Annotated in this window: 17 protein-coding genes and 1 pseudogene; 9 read left to right on the top strand and 9 right to left on the bottom strand. The window is 71.4% G+C overall.

The window, feature by feature from the left end:
- Nucleotides 1–379 (top strand): hypothetical protein (locus ACJ73U_RS43505; protein ID WP_407783650.1); only part of this gene is annotated, 379 nt, incomplete at its 5' end.
- A gap of 39 nt (nucleotides 380–418) precedes the next feature.
- On the opposite strand, the gene ACJ73U_RS43500 is transcribed toward ACJ73U_RS43505, so the two are convergent.
- The 3 genes from ACJ73U_RS43500 to ACJ73U_RS43490 form a co-directional block, all read right to left on the bottom strand.
- Nucleotides 419–3,445, bottom strand: coding sequence for an AAA family ATPase (locus ACJ73U_RS43500; RefSeq protein ID WP_407783649.1), 3,027 nt, complete (start codon nucleotides 3,443–3,445; stop codon nucleotides 419–421).
- A 257-nt stretch (nucleotides 3,446–3,702) separates the two neighbouring features.
- A complete protein-coding gene (locus ACJ73U_RS43495; protein ID WP_407783648.1) occupies nucleotides 3,703–3,900 on the bottom strand; it encodes a DUF397 domain-containing protein in 198 nt (65 codons plus the stop codon).
- A 25-nt stretch (nucleotides 3,901–3,925) separates the two neighbouring features.
- A complete protein-coding gene (locus ACJ73U_RS43490; RefSeq protein ID WP_407783647.1) occupies nucleotides 3,926–4,777 on the bottom strand; it encodes a helix-turn-helix domain-containing protein in 852 nt (283 codons plus the stop codon).
- 350 nt (nucleotides 4,778–5,127) lie between these two features.
- Here ACJ73U_RS43490 and ACJ73U_RS43485 point away from each other — a divergent pair, with 350 nt between their 5' ends.
- A complete protein-coding gene (locus ACJ73U_RS43485; RefSeq protein ID WP_407783646.1) occupies nucleotides 5,128–5,436 on the top strand; it encodes a hypothetical protein in 309 nt (102 codons plus the stop codon).
- 202 nt (nucleotides 5,437–5,638) lie between these two features.
- On the opposite strand, the gene dacB is transcribed toward ACJ73U_RS43485, so the two are convergent.
- From dacB to pyk, 3 genes and pseudogenes are all read right to left on the bottom strand, one after another.
- Nucleotides 5,639–7,162: a D-alanyl-D-alanine carboxypeptidase/D-alanyl-D-alanine-endopeptidase gene (gene dacB / locus ACJ73U_RS43480; RefSeq protein WP_407783645.1), complete on the bottom strand. Its 1,524-nt coding sequence runs from the start codon at nucleotides 7,160–7,162 to the stop codon at nucleotides 5,639–5,641.
- 103 nt (nucleotides 7,163–7,265) lie between these two features.
- Nucleotides 7,266–8,177, bottom strand: coding sequence for an acyl-CoA thioesterase II (gene tesB / locus ACJ73U_RS43475; RefSeq protein WP_407783644.1), 912 nt, complete (start codon nucleotides 8,175–8,177; stop codon nucleotides 7,266–7,268).
- Between the two features lie 26 nt (nucleotides 8,178–8,203).
- A pseudogene (gene pyk / locus ACJ73U_RS43470) lies at nucleotides 8,204–9,628 on the bottom strand (pyruvate kinase).
- 207 nt (nucleotides 9,629–9,835) lie between these two features.
- Here pyk and ACJ73U_RS43465 point away from each other — a divergent pair.
- Together ACJ73U_RS43465 and ACJ73U_RS43460 are read left to right on the top strand one after the other, a co-directional pair.
- A complete protein-coding gene (locus ACJ73U_RS43465) occupies nucleotides 9,836–10,249 on the top strand; it encodes a hypothetical protein (RefSeq protein ID WP_407783643.1) in 414 nt (137 codons plus the stop codon).
- Between the two features lie 11 nt (nucleotides 10,250–10,260).
- Nucleotides 10,261–10,965 carry a SigE family RNA polymerase sigma factor gene (locus ACJ73U_RS43460; RefSeq protein WP_407783642.1) on the top strand — a complete coding sequence of 235 codons (705 nt, stop codon included), beginning with the start codon at nucleotides 10,261–10,263 and terminating at the stop codon, nucleotides 10,963–10,965.
- 156 nt (nucleotides 10,966–11,121) lie between these two features.
- Here ACJ73U_RS43460 and ACJ73U_RS43455 read toward each other — a convergent pair whose 3' ends face one another.
- Entirely contained in the window at nucleotides 11,122–11,790 is a 669-nt protein-coding gene (locus ACJ73U_RS43455; RefSeq protein ID WP_407783651.1) for a DUF2461 domain-containing protein, read from the bottom strand.
- A 177-nt stretch (nucleotides 11,791–11,967) separates the two neighbouring features.
- On the opposite strand from ACJ73U_RS43455, the gene ACJ73U_RS43450 reads away from it, so the two are divergent.
- From ACJ73U_RS43450 to ACJ73U_RS43430, 5 genes are all read left to right on the top strand, one after another.
- Nucleotides 11,968–13,404, top strand: coding sequence for an aromatic amino acid ammonia-lyase (locus ACJ73U_RS43450; protein ID WP_407783641.1), 1,437 nt, complete (start codon nucleotides 11,968–11,970; stop codon nucleotides 13,402–13,404).
- A gap of 622 nt (nucleotides 13,405–14,026) precedes the next feature.
- A complete protein-coding gene (locus tag ACJ73U_RS43445) occupies nucleotides 14,027–14,911 on the top strand; it encodes an LLM class flavin-dependent oxidoreductase (RefSeq protein ID WP_407783640.1) in 885 nt (294 codons plus the stop codon).
- A 71-nt stretch (nucleotides 14,912–14,982) separates the two neighbouring features.
- Nucleotides 14,983–15,276: a hypothetical protein gene (locus tag ACJ73U_RS43440; RefSeq protein WP_407783639.1), complete on the top strand. Its 294-nt coding sequence runs from the start codon at nucleotides 14,983–14,985 to the stop codon at nucleotides 15,274–15,276.
- 2 nt (nucleotides 15,277–15,278) lie between these two features.
- Nucleotides 15,279–16,244: a hypothetical protein gene (locus tag ACJ73U_RS43435; RefSeq protein WP_407783638.1), complete on the top strand. Its 966-nt coding sequence runs from the start codon at nucleotides 15,279–15,281 to the stop codon at nucleotides 16,242–16,244.
- 4 nt (nucleotides 16,245–16,248) lie between these two features.
- The gene (locus ACJ73U_RS43430) at nucleotides 16,249–16,878 is read left to right on the top strand and encodes a DUF3558 family protein (protein WP_407783637.1); all 630 of its coding nucleotides are present in this window, start codon (nucleotides 16,249–16,251) and stop codon (nucleotides 16,876–16,878) included.
- A gap of 48 nt (nucleotides 16,879–16,926) precedes the next feature.
- Here ACJ73U_RS43430 and ACJ73U_RS43425 read toward each other — a convergent pair whose 3' ends face one another.
- Nucleotides 16,927–18,447, bottom strand: coding sequence for a glutamate synthase subunit beta (locus ACJ73U_RS43425; RefSeq protein WP_407783636.1), 1,521 nt, complete (start codon nucleotides 18,445–18,447; stop codon nucleotides 16,927–16,929).
- Nucleotides 18,440–20,038 (bottom strand): glutamate synthase-related protein (locus ACJ73U_RS43420; protein ID WP_407783635.1); only part of this gene is annotated, 1,599 nt, incomplete at its 5' end. The genes ACJ73U_RS43420 and ACJ73U_RS43425, both read right to left, overlap by 8 nt.

Here is a 20,038-nt window from a genome sequence, read left to right as displayed (position 1 = left end):
GTCGCCGCTCAGGACGGCGGCACTCGACGCGCTCGGCACGGTGGCCAAGGGAGTGATGATCCGCGGACTCGGGTCGGCGACACCCAGCGTCTCGGCCGCCGCCGGGCACGCGTTCACCCAGCGGCACCACGACTTCCGCGCGCCGAACACCGTCATCTCGGCCGGCGACTGCCTGATCGACTTCACCCGGCGGCACGACGGCCTGGCCGTGTCCGTCAGTGGACAGGTCGCCTACGCGCTGGAGGTCACGGCCGAACGGCCGCCCTCGGCCACCGCGCCGCGCGGGTGGTTCCGCCGGCACGAGAAGGAACTGGCGTCGATCGGCCTGGTGCTACTCGTCGCGGTGCCCGTCGCACCGGTCCGGCTCGCGCGGGCCTAGGCACTCCGGACCAGGACCAGGTCGCCGCCGGGGAACCGCTCAGGCGCTCTGTTCCTCCAGCAACCCCCGGTCGTACGCGATGGCCACCGCCTCCGCGCGTCGGGTGGCGCCCAGCTTCGCCATGATCCGGGACAGGTGCACGCTGACCGTCTTCTCGCTGATGAACAGCTCGTCCCCGACCTGGCGGTTGGTCCGGCCCAGTGCGACGAGCTTCAGCACCGACCGCTCGCGCGGGGTGAAGGGGTCCAGCGTCTCCCTCGGCGTCACGCCGTCGCTCAGCGCGATGCGGCCGCGCCTGGCCAGCTTGCGCAGCGCGTCGCGCAGCGGGCGGGCGTCCAGCCGGTTGGCCACCTCGTCGGCGGCACGCAACGCGAGCGCCGCCTCGTCGCGGCGCTCGGCGCCCAGCAACGCCTCGCCGAGCCGCCACCGGCACACGGCCTGCTCGTACACCGCGCCGTACCCGAACGCCTCGACGGCCATCGCCCACCGCGCGGGGTCGCTGTCACCACGCAGCCGGCTCAGCTCCGCCTCGGCCCGCGCGAGCCACGCCCGCCCCTCCGGTCCGAGCGTGCCGGTACGGGGCCGGCCGAACTCGGCGGTCGTGCGTGCCAGCTCGACCAGCCGCGTGCCCTCCTCGACCGCCGCCTGCCGTTCCACGTCGTCCTTGCGCCGCGCCGCCCGCTCCGCCAGCTCGGCGTAGAGCGCCACGCCGAGCGCGCCGAGCCGGATGTTCACGAGCGCGAACTGCCCGCCGATCCGCTCCGCCCACTCCAGCACCTCCCGCACGAGCCGCGCGCCCTCCTCGGGCCGGCCCTGCCACAGCGCGAGCTCGGCGCCGGTGGCCCCCATGGTCGCGCCGATCTGGAAGTCCCGGTGCCACTCCGACCGCAGCTCGGCCGAGAGCCGCGCCACCTCGACCAGCCGGCCGCGGCCGACCATCACGTGGCTGCCGATCGCCGCGAGCCGCGCGGACACCGTGTTGGACACGCGCATGCCCGGCGGTTCGGCGGCCGCCTCGCTCTCGTCCCAGTCGCCGCGGGTGTAGCGGGCGATGACCTTGATGGCCCGCAGCTCGAACCCGTACGTGCTCCAGGTCAGCCCGGTGCCGCGGGCCCGCTCGATGCCCTCGTCGATGATCCGCACGGCGTCGTCCAGCTCGCCCTGCTCGTAGGTGCTGAGGGCGAGGTAGTGCCTGGCCCGCAGCTCGACGCTCAGCTCGCAGTCGTCGCGTGCGAGCTGGATCGCCTCCCGCAGCCGCGCCCTGCCCTCCGCGACGTGCCCGTTCTGCTCGTCGAGCGCGGCGAGGGTGACCAGCGCGTCCGCGACCACGCCCAGCTCGTCGCACTCCCGCGCGTCCGACACGGCCAGCTCGGCGAACTTCCGCGCCTCCTCCGGCTCCCGCATGCTGCGCAGGATCAGCGCGTACACGGCGAGGATCCACGCCTTCTCGCAGCTGGCGGGCGCGTCCTCGACCATCTCCCACGCCTGCTCGATGGTCTCCCGCGCCTCCTGCTCCCGGCCCTCGAGCACGAACAGGGCGGACGCGAGCCGCCTGCGCATCATGGCGGCCGTGTCCCGGTCACCCGCCTCGTCGGCGAGCTTCACCGCCGACCGCGCGAACGACACCGCGCGCTCCGGCTCGCCGGAGCGGCCGGCCATGAACGACGCCTTGCGCAGCAGCGTCACCTCGTCCCACCCGCCGGGCCGGTCCGCGACTCCCACCGCGTCCCACAGCTTGAGCGCCAGCTCGTAGTGCTCGAGCGCCTCCGCGGGCGCGCCCGCGGCCTGCGCCTCCTTCGCCGCCACGATGGAGGAGGACAGCGCCTGCGGCAGCTGGTGGCTCTCCATGCTGTGGTGGGCGAGCGCCCCGGCCGCGCCACGCGGCCCGGTGCCGCCGGCGAGGTGGCGGGCGTACGCGGCGTGCAGGCGGACCCGCTCGCCGGGCAGCAGGTCGCCGTACACGGCCTCCCGCAGCAACGCGTGGCGGAACGCGTAGAAGTCCATCCCCTGCTGCTGCACCGCCACCAGCACGTGGTGCTGCACCGTCTCGCGCAGCACCTCCTCCAGCTCCGGTTCAGCCAGCTCGGACACCGCGAGCAGGTCGGCGTGCGGTACCCGACGACCGGACACGGACGCGACGCGGACCACGTGCTGCGCGGTCTCGCTCAGCCGCTCGACCCTCGCCAGCAGCACGTCGACCAGCGTGGCCGGCAGGCTCTCCCCGTCCTCGGTGTACGCGGCGAGCAGCTCCTCGGCGAAGAACGCGTTGCCCTCCGAGCGCCCGGCGACCTCGCGGACCAGGTCGTCCGGCAGCCCGTCGTCGGCCAGCGCGGCGACGAACTGCCGCGAGTCGGCGGGGTTGAACGGCGTGAGATCCATGCGCTCCAGCGCGGGCTGGCGGACCAGCTCGGCGAGCAGCGGGCGCAGCGGGTGGCGGCGGTGCAGGTCGTCGCCGCGGTAGGTGCCGACGATCATGACCCGCTGCCCGCGCAGCCGTGCGACCAGGAACGACAGCAGGCGCCGGGTGGAGCCGTCGGCCCAGTGCAGGTCCTCGAGGACGAGCACCACCGGCGCGGCCGCGGCGAGGTCGGTGAGCAGCGCGTGCACCGCGTCGAACAGCTGGAGCTGGCCGATGTCCTGCTCCGGCCGGTTGCCGACCCGCCCGCCGAGGCCGGGCACGACGGCGCTGATGGCGGAGAGGTTGCTGTCCTGGCGCTCGCCCGCGGGGAGCGTCACGTCCGGGAAGAGCCTGGCCAGCGCGGGGTGGGCGAGCACGGCCTGCTCGCGGTCGGGGATCTGCGACATCGCCTCGGCGAACGGCAGGTAGGGGAGGCCGGTCTCGCCGGCGTCGAGGCAGCGGCCGGTCAACACGATCGCGCCCTTGTCCCGCGCGGCGACGGCGAGCTCGTCGGTGAGCCTGGTCTTGCCGACCCCGGCGTCCCCGGAGATCAGCACGGCGGTCGCGGTACCCGCCGCGGCCTGTTCGAACACACCCCTCAGCCGGTCGAGCTCCCGGTCACGCGCGACGAGCGGTATCCCTGATCCCAGACGAGCCACGTGCTGCATACTGTCACGCCCCACGGGGGCGGGCGCGCGTCATTTTCGAAAGGCGAGACGTTCTGTTCATCGGCGGCGTTCCCTGTCAGCGAAATCGCGGTGCTCGTGAGCGTCAGAGACCTCAGGTTGGCGCTGAGGACGGCCGGCCGGCATCGGGAGATCAGGCAGTTGTGGCACTGATCGCCCGGGTAAGGGGTTGGTAGGTGGATCGGTGCTCCGGGGTCAGGAGAGCACCTTCGCGTTCACTCAGGAGTCACCTTCGGACGTCAGACGTCGAGGCGACCGTCCTTGACGGCGCCCATGAAGGCACCCCAGTCCGCGGTGGCGAACGAGACGTGACCCGCCGCCGGGCTCTTCGAGTCACGCACCGCGGTCCCGACCGTGGCCACAACCAGCTCCACGCAGTCGTTCTGGGCGCCGCTGCGGCTGCTCTTGCGCCACCGCGCTTCGGAAAGGTCGATCACACCCTGCTCCCTTCGATTTCCTACCTCAGGACATCCGGTCGGCTGTCCTGTCGATCAGTTCGACGGTGTCGTCGGGCTTCAACGCCGCCGCACGCAAGTGGTCGAAGATCAACGTGTATCGGTGCACTTCCTCCGGCTGTTCCAAGTAGACGCCCGAAGTCGAGTACTCAACATAGACGACGTCCGGATCCGCCTGCTCGGGAAAGCCGAGGATGAGGAACGGACCCTCCATGCCGGCGTGTGCACCGGTGCCGAAGGGCACCACCTGGAGCGTGACGTTCGGCAGCATCGCCACCTCGACCAGCTGCTTGAGCTGCTCACGCATGACCTCCGGGCCACCGACGGACCGCTCCACCGCGGCCTGGTCGAGCACCGCCCAGTACTCCGGCGGGTTCGACTCCTCGATCAGCAGCTTCTGCCTGGACATCCTGGCGCGCACGCGAAGCTCCACATCGGCCTCTCCGATGTCGGGCCGGATCGCGCGGATCACCGCGCGGGTGTACGCCTCGGTCTGCAGCAGTCCGGGAACGAGCAGCTGGTGGTGAGTGTGCAGGAACGACGCGTCGGCCTCCAGGCCGACGAACGCACCGGTGAACGCCTCGTTGAAGGCGTGCCACCAGCCCTTCTTGCGGGCCTCGCGGGCCAGCTGCACGAGTGTGTCCCGTTCGTCGTCGCCGACGCCGTACACCTCGAGCATGTCGCGTACATCGCGCGGAGTTACGCCGACGTGCCCGGTCTCGATGCGACTGATCTTCGACGCCGAGCACTCCAGCCTCTCGCCGACCTCGTCGATCGTCAGGTTGGCGTTCTCGCGCAGCTCACGCAGCCTGGCCGCCAGCCGACGACGGCGCACCGTCGGGCTTGGACCTCGCGACATGGATCACCTCTTCCATTGGACGGTTCGCGAAGATTGATGTTCTCACTTGGACACGGATCACGAGGAATTCTCGTGAACGCGGCCCAAGACTGCATGCCGAGAACAAGCGAACGCACGGTGCCTTCTTGCTCTTCACCCAATCGTGTACTGCAAGTTGCAATGTGCGCTTCGCTCAGCGCAAGGTACTAGGCAAGCCGGCGGGCATTCCACTGGCCCGGTCCATCCAGTATCCGTCCGAGTAGCAATCTGACGCGTGGGTCAGGTTCGCGCAACTCGGACCAGGCACAGGTTAGACCTTTGGCTACACACGCAGGGGAGTCACGGTGCGTAGTAGTCCGATCTTTGTCGAGTTGGAAAGATCGTTGGCCGACTACCTGACCGACATCACCTACCGCGCCCAGTTCGGCGACGAACGCGCGGCGGCGATCATGGCGCGGTTCGAGCTGCCCCGCCTGGTCGAGGCGTTGCGGGCGGTGCTCGACGAGCACTCGCCGGACGAGCGCGGGCGCTGCCCGAGCTGCCGCAACCGCAGGTTCGGCCGCGCGCCGGCACCCTGCCGCGCCTACCTCACCGCCCACCTCTGCCTGGTGGTGACCGAGGGAGAAACGCCGGAGGAGACCACGCGGCCCATCCGCAGGCAGGTGGCCTTCGGCAGCTGACAACATGGATTCCCGTGCCGCGGCTGCGCTCCCCGACAGATCCACCGCGGCACGGTTCGGACGGCACGTCTCCCCCACATCTCCCCGTGCCGCCCGATGAGTGGCGGGTTCGGAACCTTCCCCCGACCGGTTCCGGACCCGCCTCTTCTTCGCCCTCCTTGTCGGACAAGCCGTCAGATGTCTGTCCACACGAGATTTCCCATCAGCATGCCTTGACCCAGCTACATTCCAGTTCGGACGTCTCGCCTGTCAGGTCCGGCGCGCCGGTCGTGGTACGAGCGGCACTTCCTTCCTGTGCAAGGCGTATCGCTACCGCGTCCTCGAGCGTTTTCACATTCACCCCAATGGCGTCGTTGGTGACCATCGAGAACACCCAGAGTTGACCATTCGTAGTAGTGACGTATCCGGACAGGCTGCTCACCCCGGTCAGCGACCCGGTCTTCGCGTGCACCCGGCCCTCCGCGGCCGTGCCGCGCATCCGGCTACGCAGGGTGCCGCCCACCATGCGGTCCGTCCTGCCCGCGATGGGCAGGGCCTCGTACCACTCGGGGAACCACGGCCGGCTCCGCGCGGCACCCAGCAGGCTGGCCAGCTGGTCCGGTGAGATCTGGTCCATCCTGGACAGTCCGGAACCGTCCTCGAGGGACAGTCGCGCTGGGTCGATGCCGTAGGCGGGCAGGCGGCTCGCGACGGCGGCCAGCCCGGCGCTCCAGGTGCCGGCGCCCTTCGCCGCGCGGCCCATGGCCTTGACGAGTATCTCGGCGTGCAGGTTGTTGGAGAGTTTCAGGAACGGCACCAGCAGCTCGCGGAGCGGCATGGACTGCCGGTCGGCGACCTCGGTGTTGGTTGCCGGGACCGCGGCCCTGGCCGTCGAGCCGAGCACCCGCACGCCGTACCTGCCGAGCGCCGCGCGGAACAGCGCCGCCGCGTAGCCCGTCGGCTCCCACACCGCCATCCACTCGTTCGTGGGCGTGCCACCCGCCGGGATGGAGCCGGTGACGGTGAACCTGTTCGCACCGTGCACGCGGTCGACACTGATCGTGTTGGGCGACCCCGCCGCTCCGGTGACGGCGGTGTTCGCGATGGTCACGTAGTCGGTGGGCGGGTCGGTCGTGACCACGGCCTTCCCGTTCGCCCCCGGCGCGACCCGGATGATGATCGACCCGGCGTCGTAGTCGGTGTCCGGAGCGGCGGTCAGCGCCGAGACCTGCGCGTTGTAGTAGTAGGGCTCGTCGTCCCAGGCCCAGCCGGTGCCGAGCCGCACGTCGTCGAACCAGGTGTCGTCGGCGTACAGCCTGCCGGTGACGACCCGGACGCCGGTGTCGGCGACCTTCTTGGCCAGGGCGTCGTAGTCGGCCGCGAGCATGGTCGGGTCGCCGGTGCCCCTGAGGTAGAGGTCGCCGTCCTGCACCGGCCCGTGGCGGCGACCGGTGGTGTGCACGGTCGTCGCGAACCGGTAGTCCGGCCCGAGGACGTCGAGCGCGGCGGCCGAGGTGACGAGCTTGAGGTTGGAGGCGGGCTGCTGGCGCCGGTCGGCGTCGCGGCGGTAGACGGTCTGGCCGTCGACGGTGCGCACGACGAGCCCGAGGTCCGCGCCCTCGAGCCCGGCGGCGCTGAGGATGGTGTCGAGGTCCGCGGTGAGACCACCGCGGTCCTGCGCGACGACGGGCGCGGCGCCGAAGACCAGGGCTATGAGGGCTAACAGACAAACCAGGCGGGCACGCATCGCGCCTCCAGGATCGCAGGGGTGTTGGTGAAGAATCGTCCTACCCTGCGACCGCGACGACAATCACCCACCATGGGCATGGTGGTGGGCCAGACGCGTGCGGTCAGTCCTGGCCGACGCGGAGCAGGCCCTCCTGGACCACCGTCGCGATGAGCGTGCCGTCCTGGGTGAAGAAGCGGCCCGTCGCCAGGCCGCGTGCTCCCGAGGCCGTCGGCGAGGCGCAGTCGTACAGGACCCACTCGTCCGCGCGGAACGGTCGGTGGAACCACAGCGCGTGGTCGAGGCTGGCGCCGATCACCTTGTCGAAGCCCCAGTACACGCCGTGGCGCACGAGGATCGAGTCCAGCAGCGTCATGTCCGACGCGTACGTCAGGACGCACACGTGCAGCAGGTCGTCGTCGGGCAGGATGCCGTCCGCGCGCATCCAGACCTGGTTGCGTGCCGCGTTGCCCTTGCCGCGCAGCGCCCACGGCGGCTCGCTGACGTACCGGACGTCGATGGGCCGCGGCATGCGCGCCATCGGGCCCAGCTTCTCCGCGTACTCCCTGATGGACTCCTCCCGCGACGGCAGCTCGTCCGGCGCCGGCACGTCGGGCATCGCCTCCGCGTGGTCGATGCCGGGCTCCGGCTTCTGGAACGACGCGGACAGCGCGAAGATCGCCTTGCCGTGCTGGATCGCGATGACCCGGCGGGTGGTGAACGAACGACCGTCACGGATGCGGTCCACTTCGTACACGATCGGGACGCTCGGGTCCCCACCCCGGATGAAGTACGCGTGCAGCGAGTGCACCTTGCGTTCCGGCGGGACCGTGCGGCCGGCCGCGACCAGCGCCTGCCCGGCCACCTGCCCGCCGAACACCCGCACGGTCGAGTGCGCCGGGCTCACCCCGCGGAAGAAGTTCTCCTCGATGCGCTCGAGGTCCAGGAGCGCGACCAGCCGGTCGAGCACGGGCTGGCCGCGCATGGCCCCGGTTCCGTCGAAATCAGCGGCTGCCTGCCGGGCCGCTTCGGTCATGAACCACTCCTGGCGCCGAGAAGGGCTCAGGCGTGGTCTTCCTCCCCGAGCCGGTGGACTCGGATGAGGTTAGTCGAGCCGACCGTCCCCGGCGGAGAGCCCGCCACGACCACCACCAGATCACCCGGCTGGTACCGGCCGATGGACAGCATCGCGTTGTCGACCTGGCGGACCATGAGGTCGGTGGAGTCCACCTCGGGCACCATGAACGTCTCGACACCCCAGGTCAGCGACAGCTGGCTGCGCACGGACGGCTCCGGGGTGAACGCCAGGAGCGGCAGGTGCGTGTGCAGCCGGGCGAGCCGCCGGACCGTGTCACCGGACTGCGTGAACGCGACCAGGGCCTTCGCGTTGAGGCGCTCGCCGATGTCGCGGGCCGCGTAGGAGATCACGCCGCGCTTGGTGCGGGGAACGTGGGTCAGTGGCGGCGCCACCGTGGACTCGCTCTCGACCGCCTCGACGATGCGGCTCATCGTCCTGACCGTCTCGATCGGGTACCGGCCGACGCTGCTCTCGCCGGAGAGCATGACCGCGTCCGCGCCGTCGATCACCGCGTTGGCGACGTCGGAGACCTCGGCACGCGTCGGACGCGAGTTGTTGATCATGGACTCCAGCATCTGGGTGGCCACGATCACCGGCTTGGCGTTCTCGCGCGCGATCTGGATCGTGCGCTTCTGCACCAGCGGCACCTGCTCCAGCGGCAGCTCGACGCCCAGGTCACCACGCGCGACCATCACGCCGTCGAACGCCAGCACGATCGCCTCGAGGTTCGAGACGGCCTCGGGCTTCTCCAGCTTCGCGATGACCGGCAGGCGGCCGCGCCCGACCCGGTCCATGACCTGGTGCACCAGGTCGATGTCGGCCGGCGAACGGACGAACGACAGCGCGATGAAGTCCACGCCGAGCTGGAGCGCGAACTCCAGGTCCTCGATGTCCTTGTCGGACATGGCCGGCACCGACACGTCCATGCCGGGCAGCGAGATGCCCTAGTTGTAGCTGATCATGCCGCCCTCGGTGACCTCGCAGACCACGTCGGAACCCTCGACGTCGAGGACGGTCATGCCGATGTTGCCGTCGTCGAGCAGGAGGCGGTCGCCCTGCTTCGCGTCCCTGGCCAGACCCTTGTAGGTCGTCGAGACGCGGTCGTGGGTGCCCTCGATGTCCTCGACGGTGATCCGGACCACGTCGCCGACACGCCACTCGGCCTTGCCCCCGGCGAACGTGCCGAGGCGGATCTTGGGACCCTGCAGGTCGCCCATGACGCCCACGGCCCGACCGGCCTCGTCGGCAGCGGAGCGCACCAGGTCGTAGACCTGTTTGTGGTCCCCGTGGCTGCCGTGGCTGAAGTTCATTCTCGCGACGTCCATACCGGCCGCGACCAGGTCGCGCACCTTCTCCGGGGTGGCTGTCGCCGGTCCCAGGGTGCAGACAATCTTCGCTCGTCGACTCACGGCTAGGTAGCTTAACCCTCCACGCTGGAACGATCCTGAAATACTCATCGGTAACGGGCGGATCGATCCAGAAAGTTATCCCTGTGTTGGTCCGCCGGCCTCCTGGCACCCGCGCGGAACTCGCTGCAACCTCGCCCCGCTCGCGGCCCTATCAACTGGTGAAGGGGGTCGCGGCACTCCGGCCGCGCCCGAGCACGAGGAGGACATGTGCGAGGTCGAGGAACACGGATCGGGCTGGTCGTGGCCGGTCTGGTGGTAGTCGGCGGAGCCATCACGGGCACGGCCATCGCCGCGACCGGCGGCACGCCGGCGCCGGCGGGTGGACCGCAGACGACGCCACCGGCCACCACGCCGGCGCCGACCAGCCCGCCGGCCACCACGCCACCGGTGGGCGAGCCGCCGGCGACCACGCCACCGGTCGGTGAGCCGCCGGCCACCACCCCGCCGGTCGGTGAGCCGCCGGCGACGACACCGGCGCCCAGCCACCCGGCGACCACCCCGCCGATCCCCACCAGCCCGGGGCCCAGGCCGCCGACGGACACGCACATCGCCACGACCCCGCCGGCACCCAACCCCCCGGCGACCACCCCGTCGCCGACGACACCGCGCCCGGCTCGGTGACACTGGACGCCGTGAACCGAGGTACCGGGCAGGGCTCGCCGTGGGACGACGAGTTCGCCCGGTACTTCGGTGCCCGGGTGCGGTCGCTGCGCGCGACCGCCTACTCGCTGTGCCACGACTGGCACCAGGCCGAGGACATCACCCAGATCGCGCTGCTCACGCTGTACCGCGTGTGGCCCCGCCTGCGGCACGAGACCCTCGACGCCTACGCGCGGAAGGTCGTGCTGCGGGTGTACCTCAACGAGCGGCGGCGGCACGACCGCGAGGAGCTGACTCCCTCGGTGCCGGACACCGGCGTGGCGCAGGACGGCTTCGACGACCGGACGCTCGTGCTCGGCGCGCTGTCGAACATGGCGCCCAGGCAGCAGGAGGTGCTGGTGCTGCGGTACCTGCACGACCTGAGCGTCGAGGAGACGGCCGAGGAGCTGGGGCTGTCCACCGGGACCGTCAAGAGCCAGAGCGCCCGCGGCCTGGCCACGCTCCGCAGGCGGCTGGGCCCGCACTACCGCGTGGTGGTCGCCGCTGCCGCCACGATCGCGGTGATCATCGCGATCGTCGTGGGTATCGCGTACGCGACGACGCCGCCGAAGCCGGTCGAGCCGGCCAGGCCAGCCATCCACACGTCGACGCCGGCCCCGGAGCCGCCCGCGACGACCCCGAGGACGACACCCCCGGGCAGCGGCTCGGAACAACCGCGAACGACCTCTGGCGGCTAGGCCCGCTCCCGTGATCGTCGTGCGAGGTCCGGGTAGGCGGGCCGGCTAGCGGCGCCGTTTTCCGCACATGATCGAGTTTTGGCTGATCACGAGCTTGAGCCGGAGCAGCGTCCCGATGATCGCCGCAAGTCAGCGGTCCATGTGCGGAATACCCGGCTAGCGGCGCCGGGGGATCTCGGAGACGCCCACGTGGTCGCGCGCCCACTCGTTGATGGGCCGCAGCGCCCGGAACGCCTTCCGCACCCGGTTGACGGTCTCGCGCTCGTGCAGCGCGTCGTCCGGCGGCCAGACCCGCATCACGTAGAGGGAGCGGTGCCGCAGCAGGTCGATGCGCGGATGGTCCGGGTCGACGCCGCGCGGCCTGGACTTCAGCCGGTCACCCTTGAGCTCCCAGCCCGCCCGCTCCAGCCTGGCGACGATGTCCGCGAGCACCTTGCCGTGGACGTCCTCGTCGACCGCCGTGCGGAACCGGGCCAGCTGGTCGGCCTGGAGGTGGAAGCACCCGCCGCCGACCCGCAGCCCGGGCGGCCCCACCTCGACGTAGTACGCGCCGGCGCCGCGCCCGTACTCGATGACGCCGCCGCAGTGCGTCTTGTACGGCGTCTTGTCGCGGGCGAACCGGACATCCCGGTACGGCCGGAAGACGGTCACCCGGCTGGTCTCCTCGGCGAACTCCGGGGCCAGCTCGGAGAGCAGCTCCTCCATCGGCGCACGGACGTCCGAGGCGTAGAGGTGTTTGTTGTCCTCCCAGTACGACTTCGAGTTGTCGGCCTCGATGCCGTCGTAGAAGTCGATCGCGTGCTCGCCGAAACCCGTGAACGCCATGACGGTCATGCAAGCAAACGAGGGGGCGGCCCCGCCCGGCCACCCCCTCGTCCTCACGCGCGACGGCCAGGCCGCCTGCGTCGCGTCGACTCGTTCCGTGGACGCTACCCACCGGTCGTGCGACCACGGACCCGCCATTCGGGGGTTCACATTCCCGATATGGCTACTCTGCCCCTCATGTTCAGTGTGGACGGTCGAACGCTGCGCCTCGAGGACGTGCGGCAGGTGGCGGAGGAGCGCGTCGAGGTCGCGGTGGACGAGGCGGCCATGCGGCGGGCCTGGGACGCGTGGCGCCTGGTCACCGACCTGTCCGCCCGGCGGGAGATCTACGGCCGCACGACCGGCGTCGGCGCGAACCGCGACCTGACCATCGACGAGGACTCGAGCCCGGAGCACGGGCGGCGGCTGTTGCGCAGCCACGCCGGCGGCGCCGGTCCGCTGCTGCCGCCCGCGCACGTGCGGGCCATGATGCTGGTCCGGCTGAACCAGCTGGCGGCCGGCGGTTCCGGCGTGCACCCGCGGCTGCTGACGGCGCTGGCTTCCGCGTTGACGTCCGGCGCGCTCCCCCGCGTGCACACGTTCGGCGCGATCGGCACGGGTGACCTGACCGTGCTCGCGGAAACCGGCCTGACGCTCGCGGGCGAGCGGCCGTGGGCCGTCGGGCACCTGCCGCCGGTGCCGATGGACACATCCGACGCGCTGGCGTTCATGAGCAGCAACGCGTCGACGCTCGCGGAGGCGGTGCTGGCGTGCCTGGCGCTGGAGAGGTTGCTGCGGGCGAGCCACGTGGTGACGGCGTTGTCGTACGTCGTGCTCGGCGGTTCGCCGGAGGCGTACGCGACGGCCGTGCACGCCGCGAAGCCGCACCCCGGGCAGGTGTGGTGCGCGGCGGAGATGCGGCGGCTGCTGGGGATGGTGGGCACGCCGCCGCCGGGCCGGCGGATCCAGGACCCGTACGGGCTGCGCGCGTTCCCCCAGGTCCAGGGCCCGGCGCTGGACGCGTTGGCCTACCTGCGCTCGGTGCTGACCGTGGAGGTCAACGCCAGCGCCGAGAACCCGATGGTGTCGCTCGCCGCCGGCGACGTCTTCCACCACGCGCACTTCCACACCGCCTACCTGGCCACCGCCCTGGACCAGGCCCGCGCGACGACCCACCACGTGGCGGAGCTGTCGGCCGCCCGGCTCGGCGACTTGGTGGAGCCGTCGTTCACCGACCTGCCGGCGTTCCTGGCCGACGGCCCGCCGGGCAGCTCCGGGGTGATGATCCTGGAGTACGTGGCCCACGACGCGCTGGCGATGCTCCGCCAGGCCGCGCTGCCGGTGACCCTGGGCACGGCGGTCGTGTCCCGCGGCGTGGAGGACCACGCGAGCTTCTCGACCCAGGCGGCCCGCCAGGCCGTCGCGGCGGCGGACGCGTACCGGCAGGTGCTGGCGTGCGAGCTGGTCGCCGCGGTGCGGGCGTTGCGCATGCGCCCGGCGGACCTGCTGGACTCCCCGGTCCGCGACGCCTACGACCTGGCCGACGCGACCCTGGACCACTCGACCGCGGACCGACCGTTCTCCGAAGACCTGACGAAGGCAGCCGCCCTGCTGGACGCGTTGGCGGACATCTGAGGCCTGGCCTCCGGCCCCCGGTTCCACGCTACCTGCCAGCACCGACATCGAACGGGTCTCGACTGTCACCAACGGCCCGTTCGCACGGGGAGGAGCGGGACAGCCTCCGGCCCCCCGAATCCAGCCCCAGCGGCGAGGTCCCACAGATCCGGACCGCCCAACCCCGGCTGTGGATCACCACCGAAATGAACGGACCGTTCACGCGGGGGAATCGGGATAAGTGAGCCGGGCTTGGCCTCCGGCCCCCGGAATCCAGTCTACTCAAGGAAACCGACAGTCCCGGAGTTGTCCACGGGCGGTTGTCCACAGAGGCCGGTTCTGTCGCTGCCGCGTGGGAGGATGGAACCGGGGGCCGGAGGCCAAGCCCGAGCCGCTCATCGCCCAGCTCCGAGTCGGCCATCACCCAGACTCCGAGTCGCTCATCGCCCAGACTCCGGGGCCGCTCGACCCTCGGCCGGTCATCGCCTTGCACCGATCGTCCACACCGGACAGATCACGTCGCGTGGCCGCATTCGAGCCGGCCGCGAGGAGGCGCCCCTCCACCGCCGCATGCCGAGCGACGCAGCGCGACCGACCGGACCGGTGCTATAAGTAGTACACGACGTGAACTATTGGAGTGAGCATGACAGTCTTCGGTATCGGTCTCGACCATGCGGTGCACTCGGTGGACACCCTCTTCCGCCACGCGGGGCTCGCGGACCAGCACGGTCTCGACGTGGTCAGCGTCGCCGACCACCCCTACCTCGGCGACCGACCGGACGCCTACGCCACCATCGGCCTTCTCCTGGGGCGCACCACGAACGTCTCGGGGCTGGTCAACGTGACCAACGCCGCCCGGCCGGCGCCCCTGCTCGCCAGGACCGTGACGACCCTGTCCCAGCTCTCCGGCGGCCGGGTCGTGCTGGGCATGGGCGCGGGCGGCTCCTGGGACGACATCGCCCGGTTGGGTGTCGCGAAGCTGGGTCCCGCGGCGGCCGTGCGCGCGTTCGAGGAGGCGATCACGATCGTGCGCCTGCTGTCCGGCGGCGGCGACCCGATCACCTTCGACGGCGAGTTCTACCAGGTCACGGACCTCCCGCCGGCCGAGGTGGCGACCCCACGCATCTGGACCGGCTCGGTCGGCCCCCGCTCGCTGGCGGTGACCGGGCGGCTCGCCGACGGCTGGATCCCGGGGCGGGCGGCCGACTGGCTCAGCGCCCGCTACCGGGAGTCCCGCCCCGTCGTCGACGAGGCGGCGGCGCGGGCGGGTCGCGCACCCGAGGACGTGGCGACCATCTACAACTTCCCCGGCCGCATCACCGCGAACCCGCTCCCGGCCACGCGCGTGCACGGCCGCTGGGTGGGCGGGTCGGTCGACCAGTGGGTCGAGGAGCTGACGGGCGCCGTGCTGGACCACGACGCGGGTGGCTTCACCCTGTTCCCCGTCGACGACGGCACCCCGCTGGACGTCGTCATCGGCCGGTGGGCACAGGAGATCGCCCCCGCGGTCCGCAAAGCGGTGGCGTAACCGGGAACCCACGCGCAGGCCGGCGCGTCCACCAGTCACGTCCTGTAGATGAACGATCACTGGGGGAGATCATGACGAAGCCGAACGAGGGGTTCGCCGTCAACGTCGCCGAACTGGACCGGCTCGCCGCGGCGCTGCCGGCCGTCGCGGACGCGCTGCGCCCGCCGATCGCCGTACTCGGCGAGCACACGCCGACGCCGAGGCCGCGGCAGATCGCCGCGGTCTCTCGCCTCGAGAAGTGGTACGGCACCTTCACCCAGGAGATCGCCGCCCGCCAGCGCGTCGCGTGCGACCGGATAGTCGACACGGCCGGGGCGCTGCACGACATCGCCCAGGTCTACCGGCGCGTCGACGGGCAGGGCTGACCATGCCCGTCACCGACGACGACCTCCGCACCAGCGCCTACCGCCTGGAGGGCGCCATGATCGCCATGCTGCGCGCGGCCGGCCGCGACCCCGACATCGTCGGCAACCCCGACGAGACGGACGCGGACGTCTTCGGCGAGAGCCTCCAGATCGACGCGGAGATGTACATGTCGATGAACCCGGACGAGCTCACCGAGGAGTTCGACGAGATCCAGAAGGCCGCACTCGACACCTGGCTCCACCCCGACCCGAACGGCGTGGTCGACTCACTGAAGATCGAGATCGAAGCCTGGTGGCACGGCGACGCGGCAGTGGCCTTCTCCCAACAGATGTCCCACATCAAGAACTGCGTCGACACGCAGTACGCCCACACCCAGCTGGCCGCGCACGCGGTCAGCATGATGTACGCGCTCAGCGCGCAGTTCCGGGCCAGTTGCCAGGACCTCATGGAGAAGACCGCGGACACGTGCGCCGCCGTCGCCGCCGAGCAACCCAAGCCCGACCTCGACTGGGCCTCGATCGGAACCAGTCTCGCCAAGGCGGTCATCGACGGCATCAAGGACGCGGATCCCAACAAGCTCAAGGACTGGGCGGTCGACCAGCTCCTCGGCCACGTTGCCGAGGCACTCGAGCCGAAGCCGGTGGCGGGCGACAAGGCCGGCCCGGTCGTCGAGGGCTACGTCCGCGCACGCGACAGCCTCTTCGCGTCCTATGAGGACAACCTCGAACAGATCCGCGCCTGGATCCAGACGTGCTGGGACCGGGTCCATTCCGACGCCAGCGCGATCCCCGTGCCGCTGCCCGCGTCCACGGACGTGGACGGCCCCGACTTCCGGTACGAGAACTTCGCCCATGTCGGTGACTCCGCGGACCTCGCACCCGAGGTCGAACGGGAACGCGAGCGGTACGTGGACGAGAAACCCAAACCGAGCGGCGTCATCGGCCGCAGGCTCGCCGGGGACGGCTGAGGACATGTCCACGCGCAACACCGCCTTGCTGGCCGTCGTCGCGGCGATGGCCCTGTCGGGATGTGGCGGAGCCGACGTTCCCCCACCGCCACCGGCCACGAGCCCGTCCACCTCCGCATCCGAAACTCCCGCGCCCTCCGCTCCCCCCTCGGTCAGCGACCCCGTGGACCTCAGCCCCTACGCGCGCCACCCGTGTGCGGTGCTGACCGCGCGGCAGGTCACCGACCTCGGGCTTCCCGCGGAGCGGATCGAGGAACTGTCGGTCGAACTGCGGGGCGAGATCTGGCAGTGCGAGTGGGCGTGGGACAACAACCCGCACAAGCCGGTGAGGTTCGGCCGCTACATGTTCACCGTCTACCCGGCCGGAGATCCGCTGGCGAAGTCCTACCAGGACCACAGCTCGCCCGCGGGAGAACCACGCGTGACGCGGAAGTTCGAAGAACACGACGTTCGCGGGCTTCCCGCCGTGACGTGGTCCTGGGGCGGGGGTGACCTCGACTGCGAGGTGGTTGTCGGCGCCGGTAACGGCCAGGGCTTCACGATCTCGGCCGGGGAGACCTCCGTCCCCGACGCCGGCATGTGCCCGCGGCTGGTCGCGGCGGCGGAGTTGATCGTCGACACGGTGCGGGGGTGAGGCCGGCACGTCGCGGAGTGAACGTCGTTGTCGTGCCGGCCCGGGGACTCAGACCATCGCCAGCGGCAACGCGGTCGGCACCACGGGCGCCGGCAGGTCCGAGTGGCCCGTGAGGTACGCGTCGACCGCGTGCGCGACCGAGCGGCCCTCCGCGATGGCCCACACCACGAGGGAGGCGCCCCGGTGGGCGTCGCCGCAGACGAAGACGCCCGGGGTCGTCGTCTGCCAGTCGGTGCCGCACGACAGGGTGCCGCGTGGGGTGAGCCGGAGGTCCAGGCCGTCGAGCAGCGGCATGTGTTCCACGCCCTCGAAGCCGATCGCCAGCAGGACGAGGTCCGCCGGCAGCTCCTCCATCTGGTCGTTCACCGGCGTCACCTCGCGGATGCCGGTCTCCGGGTCGCGGCGCACGCGGACCTCGCGCAGGCGCACGGCGCGGACGTTCCCGTCGCCGTCGTCCACGAACTCGTCCACCGCGACGGCGAAGCGGCGTTCGCCCGCCTCCTCGTGCGCGGGGTAGGTGCGCAGGATCCACGGCCACACCGGCCACGGCGACCGCTCGTCGTCGCGGACCGACGGGGGTTGCGGGTACTGGTCGAGCTGCGTCACCGTCAGCGCGCCCTGGCGCGTCGCCGTGCCGTAGCAGTCGGCACCCGTGTCGCCGCCGCCGATCACGACGACGTGCTTGCCGGCCGCCGTGATCGAGGTCGGGCCGTCGCCCTCGCACTCCCTGTTCGCGGGCACGAGGTGCTCCATCGCCATGTGCACGCCGGAGAGCGGGCGGCCCGGGATGTCCGGCGCGTCGCGGCCACGCAGCGCGCCGACCGCCAGCACCACCGCGTCGAACCGCGACCGCAGCGTCTCCACCGACAGGTCTCCGGGCTTGGAGCCGCCGACCTCGCAGCCCGTCACGAACCGGGTGCCCTCCTCACGCAGCTGCGCGAGGCGCCGGTCCAGCACCTTCTTCTCCATCTTGAACTCGGGGATCCCGTACCGCAGCAGGCCGCCGAGCCGGTCGTCCCGCTCGTACACGGTCACCTCGTGGCCGGCACGGGTCAGCTGCTGCGCCGCCGCCAACCCCGCCGGGCCCGAGCCGACGACCGCGACCTTCCTGCCCGAGGACACCGAGGCCTGCCGCGGGCGGATCAGGTCGCGTTCCCACGAGGCCGTCGCGATGGCCTCCTCGACGCGCTTGATCGCGACCGGGCCGCCGGACATCGGGTTGATCGACAGCACGCACGCCGCCTCGCACGGCGCCGGGCACAGCTTCCCCGTGAACTCCGGGAAGTTGTTCGTCGCGTGCAGCCGGTTGCTGGCCGCCGACCAGTCGTTGCCGCGGACCAGGTCGTTCCACTCCGGGATCAGGTTCCCGAGTGGACAGCCCACGGAACCCGAGTGGCAGAACGGGATTCCGCAGTCCATGCACCGGGACGCCTGCGCGCGGACCTGCTTGTTGCGCTCGTCGGGGTCCTGGTCGACGTACACCTCGCGCCAGTCGGCCAGCCGGTCCGGCTTCGGGCGCTTGGGCGCCTCCGCACGCGAGAACTTCAGGAAACCTCCTGGGTCAGCCACGCGACGCCTCCATGACCGCCTCGTCGATGTCGCGCCCCTCGGCGGCGGCCAGCCGCATCGCCTCGAGCACGCGCTGGTAGTCACGCGGCATGACCTTCGTGAAGGAGGCCGCGCGCCGGGTCCAGTCGCCGAGCAGCGACGCCGCTACCGCCGATCCGGTGTGCCTGTGGTGGGAGGTGACCATCTCCCGCAGCCACCGCATGTCCTCCGCGGACGGTCGCTGCAGGTCGACCATCGCCTTGTTGACCATCTTCTCGTTCAGGTCGAGCACGTAGGCGATGCCGCCGGACATGCCGGCCGCGAGGTTGCGCCCGGTCGGCCCGAGCACCACGGCCCGGCCGCCGGTCATGTACTCGAACGCGTGGTCGCCGACGCCCTCGGCGACGGCCACCGCGCCGGAGTTGCGGACGCAGAACCGCTCCCCGACCCGGCCGCGCAGGAAGATCTCGCCGCCGGTCGCGCCGTAGGCGATCACGTTGCCGCCGATCACCTGCTGCTCGGCCGCGAACCGCGAGTCGGGGTGCGGTCGCACGATGATCCGCCCACCCGACAGGCCCTTGCCGACGTAGTCGTTGGCGTCGCCGATGAGGTCCAGCGTGATGCCGGCCGGCAGGAACGCTCCCAGCGACTGGCCGGCGGACCCGGTCAGCTCGATGTGGATGGTGTCGTCCGGCAGGCCGTCGCCGCCGTACCGCCTGGTGACCTCCGCGCCGAGCAGCGTGCCGACGGTCCGGTTCACGTTGCGGACCGGCAGTTCCAGCCGCAGCGGGTGCGCGTCCTCGAGCGCCGCCTCGGCCAGCTGGATCAGCGTGCGGTCCAGCGCCTGGTCCAGACCGTGGTCCTGGCCGCGCACGCGCCGCCGCGCGCTCGAGTACATGCTCTCCGGCGTCTCGAAGATCGGCGAGAGGTCCAGGCCGTTCGCCTTCCAGTGCTCGACGGCCTCGTCGACGTCCAGCAGCTCCGCGTGGCCGATCGCCTCGTCGAGCGTGCGGAAACCCAGGTCCGCCAGGTACTCCCGCACCTCGTTCGCGATGAAGTGGAAGAAGTTGACCACGTGGTCGGCCTGGCCGGTGTACCGCTCGCGCAGCACCGGGTTCTGCGTCGCGACACCCACCGGACAGGTGTCCAGGTGGCACACGCGCATCATGATGCAGCCGGCCACGATCAGCGGCGCGGTCGCGAAGCCGTACTCCTCGGCGCCGAGCAGCGCGGCCACGATGACGTCGCGCCCGGTCTTCATGGCACCGTCGACCTGCACGGTGATCCGGTCGCGCAAACCGTTGAGCATCAACGTCTGCTGGGTCTCGGCGAGGCCGATCTCCCACGGCGTGCCCGCGTGCTTGAGCGAGTTCAGCGGCGAGGCACCCGTGCCGCCGTCGTGCCCGGAGATCAGCACGACGTCCGCGTGCGCCTTGGACACGCCGGCCGCAACCGTGCCGACGCCCAGCTCGCTCACCAACTTCACGTGCACCCGGGCGTCCTCGTTCGCGTTCTTCAGGTCGTGGATCAGCTGCGCGAGGTCCTCGATGGAGTAGATGTCGTGGTGCGGCGGCGGCGAGATGAGGCCGACGCCGGGCGTGGAGTGCCGGGT

The sequence above is a fragment of the Actinophytocola sp. genome (assembly GCF_045807065.1).
In the GTDB taxonomy this organism is placed as follows: domain Bacteria; phylum Actinomycetota; class Actinomycetes; order Mycobacteriales; family Pseudonocardiaceae; genus Actinophytocola.
This window is presented reverse-complemented; position numbering and strand designations above follow the sequence as displayed.